Genomic DNA, 5,978 nt, shown 5'->3' with positions numbered 1-5,978 from the left:
CGGGGGCCGTGGTGGGGGCCGCGGAGTTTCAGCGGGGCGGGTTTTTTCTGTCAGGAGTACTTCGGCATCAACACTGTTCCGGATGGGTTCCCCGGATACCGTAACCATTCCGTGATACCGGGCCCCGGACGCATCGCGTGCCCGCCACCAACGACAACCCGCGCGCATGGCCGGCAGGCGTCAGCCTGGCTCCCCGCGCAGGGGAGCTGTGGCGAATTCCTGCATGCCCTCGCTGAAGCCTATGGCCGGCGCCCAGCCCAGTTCGGCCTTTATCAGCTCGGAGGACGCGGTGACGTGGCGGACGTCCCCGAGCCGGTACTCGCCGGTGATAACCGGCGCCGGGCCGGCGCTGAATCGACTCAGTGCCGCGGCCACGTCACCGATAGTGCGTACCTCGTCCGCGCCGACGTTATAGGCGCGGAAGCCAGCGCTGCCGACCGAGGACAAGGATTCGACTGCGGCGATGTTCGCCTCCGCGACGTCCCGGACATGGATGAAGCTGCGCCGCTGGCGGCCGTCCTCGAAGACCCGGGGCGCTTCGCCGCGGGCCAGCGCCGATCGGAACAGGGAAGCGACACCGGCGTAGGGCGTATCCTTGGGCATTCTGGGGCCGTAGACGTTGTGGTAGCGCAGGGCGATGGCTGAGCCGCCGGTGCTCCGGGCCCACGCGGCGGCGAGGTGCTCCTGGCTGAGCTTCGACGCCGCGTAAACGTTGCGGGGATCCAGGGGCGCTTCCTCGGTGATCATCGCGGGGATAAGGGCTGCGCCGGTTTCCGGGTGGCGGGGATCGAAGCTGCCGGCGCGCAGGTCGGCCTCGGCGCGGGGGCCCGGCCGGACGGGCAGCCCGGTGTCGGGGTCCGTGTAGGCCCCTTCGCCGTAGACCACCATTGAGGAGGCCAGGACCAGGCGGGTGATGGCCTGGCGCTCCATGGCGGCCAGCAGGATGGCCGTGGCGTAGTCGTTGTTGCGGATGTAATCCGGGGCGTCCGCGAAGCTGACGCCGAGCCCGACTTTCGCGCTTTGGTGGCAGACAGTGTCGACGCCCTGTAGTGCCGATTCGACGGCGTCCGGGTCTGTGACGTCGCCGTTCAGGAACTCCACCCGTGGGTCTGACACGGGCGGCCGCGGGTGGAGACCGGGGTCCAGCGAGTCCACGACCCGAACGCACCAGCCCCGGGCCAGGGCTGCGTCCACTATGTGTGAACCGATGAAGCCGGCGCCGCCGGTGACGAGGAGCCTCATCTGAGGCTCGCAGCTTCCTGGAGGGCGGGGAGCGCCATGATCCTGCGCACGGCTTCGGGGTCCATCAGCGGCCGGGCGGAGTAGTCGTCACCGATCGCGGCGACGGTCGCTTCGAGGACCGCCAGGACGTTCCTCTGGGCGTCCTTGAGCCGGGAAAAGACGGCGTCGGCGGTCACCGGATCGGAACCGTCGTGTCCGGTGTCGGAATCGGTGATGAAGGCCAGATTGGCGAAACCCATGTTCAGTTCGGCGGCCAGTACCGGTTCGGGGTACTGGGTCATGCTGATGATGTCGGCACCGCCGGAGACGTACCAGACGGACTCGGCCTTCGTTGAGAACCGCGGTCCGTTGATCACCACCACCGTTCCCTGCGGGGCGTAGGGAAGGTCTTGCGTCGCCAGGGCGGCGTCCAGGTGTGAACGCAGCGTCGGACAAAACGGTTCTGACGCCGGCAGGTGCTGGACGCCGGCGGGGGCGACGCCGTCGGCGACGGTGCCGTCAAAGAATGTGTCGGGACGTCCCCAGGTGCGGTCGATCAGTTGGTCGGTCACGACGAATGTCTCAGGTCCGAACCCTTCCCGCAGCCCGCCCACCGCCGAGGACGAGAGGACCGCCCGGACTCCCAGTCGCTTGAGCGCCCAAAGGTTGGCGCGGTAGTTGATTCTTTGCGGCGGGAGCGAGTGTTCGCCGCCGTGGCGGGGGAGGAACGCTACGGTCCGTCCGGCCACGTCGGCGAGCGTCACTGGTCCCGAGGGCGGCCCGTAGGGTGTGTCGACGTCGACGGTGGCGAGGACCGTTGCGCCGGGGAGCCGGTAGGTGCCGGAGCCGCCGATGATGCCGATGCGCGCCTGGGGCGCGTCGGGAAATGCTGTTTCCATGGTGCAATCCTGCCGTTCTGGTGTGCTGGTCATTAGGGGGCGGGTGCCGTTCATTGGCTTGGAATCATCTGGTCCGGTGCCCCGGATCGGAGGCCGTCGACAGCGGCCTGTCGATGCCCGTCGCGGCGCCGCAGCCAGGCGGCTGCGGCGATTCCCGCGGCGGCCATGAGGAGCACGATCTGGTCCAGTGGCTCAGTCAGGGGTGCGAGGGTCGGGACCATGTAGATGAAGTCCAGGGCCAGGATCACCCCCACGTACTCCCACCGCCGGCTCAGGACGATGAACGGCAACAGCATGAGCGCGTACCAGGGGTAGTTGGGGCTGACAATGAGCAGCGTCAGCCCGATCATGACGGTCTGCTGCTCCCAGACATTCCGTACCCGTGTTTGCCGCAGCACGCCGAGGGCAACGATGGCCAGGGCGGTGGCGCTGAGGACCGGCGGCCAGGGGCCGGAGGAGATGACCTGTGCGATGCCGAACCGGACACCGCCGCTCTGGCTGTAGCCCTCCTCTTTGAGATAGCCGGGCAGGAAACCCAGAACGCCGGCCCCGGCGACCGCCAGATACGGTACGTAGAGCAGGATGAAAGTCAGGACCGCGGCGGCGATGAAGCGGGCCGGGCGCCGGAACAACAACGCGGGGGCTGCAATGACCGGAATGAGTTTCGTTGCGACGGCGGCGCCGAAGGCTACTCCGGAGCGGAGGGGCCTGCCGTCGGCCAGCAGCATCCCGGCGGCGAGCATCAAGGCTGCGCCCAGCAGGTCAACGTGGGCGTTGTTCACGGCCTCCAGCTGCACGAACGGGCTCCAGCCCCAGAGGGCGGCGAGGTTCAGTGGCAGGCCGCGTTTGGCCAGGGCACGGAGCAGCAGCATCCCGACGGCCACGCTGATGAGCAGCCCTCCGACCTGGAAGGGAAGGTATCCGACCGAGTCCGGGACGGCTGCCCGGACACCAAGGAAGTAGATTTCGGCCGTGGGCGGATAGATGGTGGGCACGTGGGGCCGGTTGATGGCGGTGCACAGGGGATTGCCGGACGGATAGCCGAGGGCCGCGACGGATTCCGTGCCGAACAAGTCTTTGGCACACAGTGGCCTGCCATCGGGCCCGGAAGCGCCGGGCGCGAAAAGCCACCCCGGCCTCAGGTTGCTGAGTGTCTCGTCCACGGGCACATAGGAATAGGGGGAATGTCCGTTCTTCTGCACGATCCCGTCCCACGCGTACCGGGCGGAGTCGTTGCTCGTCCGGGGAGGGCCGCTGACCGCAACCAGGCCGAGGAGTACCGTGCCTGCGATGATCAGGGCGCCCACCTGCCGGCGGGGCACGTGCCGCAGGAGACGGACGGCAGCGATGAGAATCAGCCATGAGAGGCAGGTGCCAACGATAGGTGCCGACTGAAACGGGTTTCCGGGGAGCACCATCCACCACAGCAGAGCCGCGGCCACGAGGAACAGTGCCGGCAGGACGATGAACAGCCTGACCCTGGTGCCGGCTACACCGGTTGATGCGGGGGGAGTCGCCGTCACGCCAGGAGCCTGTCCGGCATGGTCTCGAGTGAGAGGCGGCAGAAGACGCGGCCCTGAATGCGTTCAATGGCGGTCACGGTCCATCCGTTGCGCTGTGCCCGGGATACGAGCCCCGCGCTGCCCGTCCGGGCCCACCGGAACGACTCGCTTTGGTTCCCGTTCTGGTCCTCCAGCACGGCGGAATAGACGATGTCGAGGTCCTCGTCGGCTTCGACCTCGGCCAGGAGCGTCCCGTCGGGGGCGATGAGCTGGCTGCATCGGCGCAGCAGGGAGGTGATGCTTCCGCCGATGCCGATGTTGCCATCCAGCAAAATGACAGTCTGCCACAGACCGGAGTGGGGCACAGGGGCGAACACTGATTGTTCGAGTGCGCGGGCACCGCGCCCGCGCGCCCGCCCGACCGCCTCAGCGCTGGTATCAATGCCCAGGGCCGCCAGGCCGATTCGCTGTGCGGCGGCCAGCAGCCTTCCCGGCCCGCAACCGACGTCGAGGACCGGGCCCTGCAGGCTGCGCAGCAGCGACCGCTCCAGCAGGCTGGCGTCCTCGCACCAGCTGCGCACATCGTAGTCCACAGCCTCAGCCTGATGATGACCGCCGTCGGGACGAAGCGTGAGGGTGCCGGAGCCGTTCGCAAGCGCCCGGGCGTAAGGCTCGTTATGGCCTTGGCCAAAATTTGCGACAGAAGCGACGCCGGCGGCAGTCATCGGGCTGCTCCCGCGGTGAGTGCGGAGCGCCGCACCTCAAGCGCGGCCTCATCCACGGCATGGGCGAAGCCGCTTCCGGGAATCTCGGCGGCAATCCCGAGTGCATCACTGAAGTGGTCCATGTCCCGCAGTTCGGGAAGTATTCCGACACGTAGCCCCGCGGCGGCCAGCCGGGCGAGCTGGCTGGCCCCGGTCGTCTCGGTGGACATCGGCACCCCCCGGATCAGCTCGCCGGCCGGGTGTCGAAGCGCGATTGCCCAAAAACCGCCATCGGTGGCCGGGCCCATCCAGGCGTCATGATGGGCTGGTTGCGTTGACCAGTCCTGGAGCAGGGGCGCGACATCGTCAATCGAGAACTGGGGGGTGTCCATGCCGATGATAAGGAGCGGGCCGGGGGCTGCGTCGCAGATTGCAGCGAGTCGTTCGTCCAGGCCGCCGGATGATTGGGGGATGACGGTGAAGTTTTTGGCGTCGGCGGCAGTCGGGGTGCCGTCCATGACCAGCAGCCGGTTCCGGACCGGGAGCTGCCGGACCGTGTCCAGGGTGCGGCTGAGGCTCGACTGTGCCAGCGCTGCGGCCCGTTGGGGCGCCAGTGGGGGGCTCAACCGGGTCTTCACCCGCCCGGGAAGGCACTCTTTGGCGATGACCGCTACTGTCAGATCCATGCTGTTCCTCATATAGGTTCTTCGCTGCTGCCGGGATTTCGGACCGGTCCGGACGACGACGTTGCCGCCGCCTTGAGCTGGGCCGACATGTCCCGCACCGCCGTCAGCGTCCCGCGGACCGTTCCGGTCACCTTCGATTTGCCGGTCCGCGGGGCATAGGGCACGGGCAGCTCCACGATCCGCCAGTGGCGCAGGCTCGCCTTGAGGAACATCTCCAAGGGGTAACCGCTGCGGCGGTCCTCAAGACCAAGGGACAGCAGTTCGGCCCGGCGGGCTGCCCGCATGGGTCCGAGATCAGTCACCTGTTCCCCGGTCAGCCGCCGGAGCCGCCACGCCAAGACAACATTGGCGACGCGGGCGTGCAAGGGCCAAGACCCGCGCTGCGGCTGACGGCTGCCCAACACCAGATCCGCAGCGCCTTCCATGACCGGAAAGAGTAGCCCGGGTAGGAGTGCTGGATCGAGTGAACCGTCGCAGTCGCAGAAAGCCACGAACTCCGATGTTGCGGCGAGCAGGCCTGCGTGGGCGGCGGCACCAAACCCTCGACGGCCCTCACGGACGACTATCGCGCCGAGACCCGCTGCGAGCTCAGCAGAGCCGTCCGTGGAACCGTTATCCACCACAATGGCCCGGTACCCCTCCGGCATGCGGGACAACACCCAGGGCAGGGCACCCTTCTCGTTCAAGCACGGCAGGACGACGTCAACGACGGATCCGGTCATTGTGGACATCCTCTAACGCTAGGGGCTGGGGCCGTATCCGTCTGCGGACACGGCACGATCGATGGACAGAAAAGTGCCGCGGCCCTCCGGTTGGGGAGGGTCCGCGGCACGTTTCTGCCGGTGCAGACCATGCCTCCGGCAGGTCTTGGCGGTGTTACTTGGTGTTGACGGTGATTTTGGCGATGCCGACGAGCATGTCGGCTTTCACGGCGTCGGTCTTGAAGGTCTTGTTCAGTAGGCCGGC

At 67.8% G+C, this 5,978-nt stretch carries 6 protein-coding genes; all 6 read right to left on the bottom strand.

Going from position 1 to position 5,978, the window contains the following annotated elements; all coding sequences use genetic code 11:
• Positions 1-180: 180 nt before the first annotated feature.
• From AC1DCZ_RS19035 to AC1DCZ_RS19010, 6 genes are read right to left on the bottom strand one after another with little or no spacing between them, the layout of a single operon-like run.
• Positions 181-1,242: an NAD-dependent epimerase/dehydratase family protein gene (locus AC1DCZ_RS19035; RefSeq protein WP_476975965.1), complete on the bottom strand. Its 1,062-nt coding sequence runs from the start codon at positions 1,240-1,242 to the stop codon at positions 181-183.
• Complete coding sequence (locus tag AC1DCZ_RS19030; RefSeq protein WP_476975964.1) at positions 1,239-2,120, bottom strand: MTAP family purine nucleoside phosphorylase; 882 nt, start codon at positions 2,118-2,120, stop codon at positions 1,239-1,241. The genes AC1DCZ_RS19035 and AC1DCZ_RS19030 overlap by 4 nt, the downstream gene beginning before the upstream one ends.
• 50 nt (positions 2,121-2,170) lie before the next feature.
• The gene (locus tag AC1DCZ_RS19025; protein ID WP_476975963.1) at positions 2,171-3,643 is read right to left on the bottom strand and encodes a glycosyltransferase family 87 protein; all 1,473 of its coding nucleotides are present in this window, start codon (positions 3,641-3,643) and stop codon (positions 2,171-2,173) included.
• Positions 3,640-4,347, bottom strand: a complete 708-nt coding sequence (locus AC1DCZ_RS19020; protein WP_476975962.1) for a methyltransferase domain-containing protein — start codon at positions 4,345-4,347, stop codon at positions 3,640-3,642. The genes AC1DCZ_RS19025 and AC1DCZ_RS19020 overlap by 4 nt, the downstream gene beginning before the upstream one ends.
• Positions 4,344-5,012, bottom strand: coding sequence for a TIGR04282 family arsenosugar biosynthesis glycosyltransferase (locus AC1DCZ_RS19015; RefSeq protein ID WP_476975961.1), 669 nt, complete (start codon positions 5,010-5,012; stop codon positions 4,344-4,346). The genes AC1DCZ_RS19020 and AC1DCZ_RS19015 overlap by 4 nt, the downstream gene beginning before the upstream one ends.
• Before the next feature lie 8 nt (positions 5,013-5,020).
• Entirely contained in the window at positions 5,021-5,743 is a 723-nt protein-coding gene (locus AC1DCZ_RS19010) for a glycosyltransferase family 2 protein (RefSeq protein WP_476975960.1), read from the bottom strand.
• Between the last annotated feature and the right edge of the window lie 235 nt (positions 5,744-5,978).

It is taken from the genome of Arthrobacter sp. 10N418 (assembly GCF_056394725.1).
Note: the sequence above shows the minus strand (reverse complement) of the source record. Positions and strands in the feature narration are given on the sequence as shown.